Origin of the sequence: Photorhabdus hainanensis (assembly GCF_018448965.1) — a bacterium.
Taxonomy (GTDB): Bacteria; Pseudomonadota; Gammaproteobacteria; order Enterobacterales; family Enterobacteriaceae; genus Photorhabdus; species Photorhabdus akhurstii.
This window is the reverse complement of sequence record NZ_RCWD01000092.1, coordinates 1-2,055: the sequence shown is the minus strand read 5'-3', so window position 1 is coordinate 2,055 and position 2,055 is coordinate 1. Positions and strand designations below refer to the sequence as shown.

Here is a 2,055-nt window from a genome sequence, read left to right as displayed (position 1 = left end):
ATGATGAAACCGGGTACCCGTCAAGACGGTTTGACGGGGTGCAGGAGATTATGGGGGAAACCCTCTATCAGGAGGGCCATCGCCTGAACTGGGTGGGCTCGCACCGGTTTGTTTACGACCGGGCCGGGCGCATGCGGGAGAAGCAGTTTTTAGCGGAAGGTAGCCGGCTGGCGCTGACAAAATACCGGTGGAACAGCCAGAATCAGCTGACCGGGCTTATCACCCCGGACGGGATACCGTGGGAATATCGCTATGACGCCTTTGGGCGGCGGATAGAAAAACGGTGTATCCAGAGCGGTAAGCGGACCACCTATATATGGGATGGGGATGTGCCGGCGGAAATCCGTGAATATCAGCACGGCCGGCTGAAAATGATCCGCCATCTGGTGTTTGACGGCTGGGAACTGGTGGCGCAGCAGACGCAGGCGTTTACGCTGAATCTGGACAACCGGGTGGAGCTGATGGCCGGGGAGGTGGAGACTCAATATGCGGTCAGCGCCCCGACCGGCGAGCCGCTGGCGCTGTTCGACCCGGCAGGCAAGCGGGTGTGGCGGCGGCCGAAGCAGTCCCTGTACGGCCTGCGTCTGAGCGGACACGGCGAGAATCCCCAGCTCGATCCGGGCCTCCGATTTGCCGGGCAACTTTTTGATGAGGAAAGTGGTTTATTTTATAATCGGTTCAGGTATTATTTGCCGGAAGCAGCGTGCTACCTCAGCCCTGATCCTTTGGGGTTAGCAGGAGGAGTAAATCCTTACAGTTACGTGCATAATCCGACGAACTGGATTGACCCGCTGGGGCTAATGTCTAAAAAATGTGGAACAGGTGAATATAAAGATGTTGGTGGTCATCATATTCACGCTAAAGCCGGATTTAAAGATAATGTCAGTTATGATCCTAAGAAAGGGTTTTCAATAAGTCAGGACTATATGACTAAGAATAAATTAGATCATCAACTAATGACTAACTATCAAAGATCTGCCTTTAAAGAATTAAAAAACAGTGGACGCCCAAATACACTCCAAGAACATACTAAGATTGCGGTTGACGCTTTAGAAACAGGAGGCGCATCAACTCAGCAAGCAAGAAACTTAGTCGCTGAATCTCTATGGAATCTACGAAATCAAGGAGTCAGAACTCCTTCTAATATTCCATGGTACAAATAGGATAAAATTATGTCAGATACCGAATTACTTAAAATATTTGGTCATATATTAATGACTACAGTGCGAGATCGATCAATTGAACGCTTTGAGAACATATCGTCAGGAACAGTAAAAGCAAAATACTTACTTGAATTACATAATTTAATAGAAAATTTTACCTTAGAACAACGAGAAATCCTTAGGAAGTTAGTTGTTGAATCTATAGATAATGTTATTTTTAACTTACTTGATATGCTAGAGCAAAATGAAGATTCTATGAAATTACTACTATCTGAAAATAATGGTAGTGAAAGAAATATTATCAATATTAGCGATGGTCTATCCGGTGAGCTATTTACTGATGATGGTTGGATAGAACAATTTAGTAAGTATAAATGATATTCAGGCCGGAAGATCCCTGTGATCTTCCGGCCTTCTGATGATCTACCGTGGCGCATACCCACGATAAGCCAGTGCCGACTGAAGCTTACCGATCGCATCCTTAATCTGATACGCTTCCTCGTCATTCACGGCACAGGCGCGTATCTCCGCCCAGTTCAGCCGCTTCACCAGTTGGGCCAAGGCCAGCGCCTCAATGTGGGTTAACTGAATATCCTGCAAATGTTCAATCGCTATCGTCATCTCATACTCTCCCCTTAACCCGCAAAACCGGTTATCAACGCCCGTATCTGCTGCTTAATTGTAAACGTCCGGTCATCTCACCTTGTTCTTCCTCTCCGGCCCCTGCACGCTACTGCTTCCTTATCTTCACCTGGAGACTGACATCATGAGCCGTAGCCGATATACCCCGGAACAAAAACAGCAACATGTGACCCAATGGCGCCACAGTGACCTGACCCGAAAACAGTATTGCGAACAGCATCAGCTGAGTTTTTCCTCTTTCCGCGACTGG

General features: G+C 47.6%; 4 protein-coding genes. 3 read left to right on the top strand and 1 reads right to left on the bottom strand.

Features of this window, described 5'->3' with window-relative positions; genetic code table 11:
* Together EAE92_RS23940 and EAE92_RS23935 are read left to right on the top strand one after the other, a co-directional pair.
* Positions 1-1,163, top strand: a 1,163-nt coding sequence (locus EAE92_RS23940) for an RHS repeat domain-containing protein (protein WP_281422839.1), incomplete at its 5' end; no start/stop codon positions are given.
* Positions 1,164-1,172: 9 nt separating this feature from the next.
* Positions 1,173-1,541: a hypothetical protein gene (locus EAE92_RS23935; protein WP_040151676.1), complete on the top strand. Its 369-nt coding sequence runs from the start codon at positions 1,173-1,175 to the stop codon at positions 1,539-1,541.
* A 45-nt stretch (positions 1,542-1,586) separates the two neighbouring features.
* On the opposite strand, the gene EAE92_RS23930 is transcribed toward EAE92_RS23935, so the two are convergent.
* Positions 1,587-1,784 carry a DUF7706 family protein gene (locus EAE92_RS23930; protein ID WP_040151678.1) on the bottom strand — a complete coding sequence of 66 codons (198 nt, stop codon included), beginning with the start codon at positions 1,782-1,784 and terminating at the stop codon, positions 1,587-1,589.
* 145 nt (positions 1,785-1,929) lie between these two features.
* On the opposite strand from EAE92_RS23930, the gene tnpA reads away from it, so the two are divergent.
* A partial coding sequence (gene tnpA, locus EAE92_RS25525; RefSeq protein WP_422616073.1) for an IS66 family insertion sequence element accessory protein TnpA occupies positions 1,930-2,055 on the top strand: 126 nt, incomplete at its 3' end.

What these genes read in the sequence shown, in the direction of transcription:
- EAE92_RS23935 (WP_040151676.1), top strand. Translation starts at nt 1,173, where the DNA reads ATGTCAGATACCGAATTACTTAAAATATTTGGTCATATATTAATGACT.
- EAE92_RS23930 (WP_040151678.1), bottom strand. Translation starts at nt 1,784, where the DNA reads ATGACGATAGCGATTGAACATTTGCAGGATATTCAGTTAACCCACATT.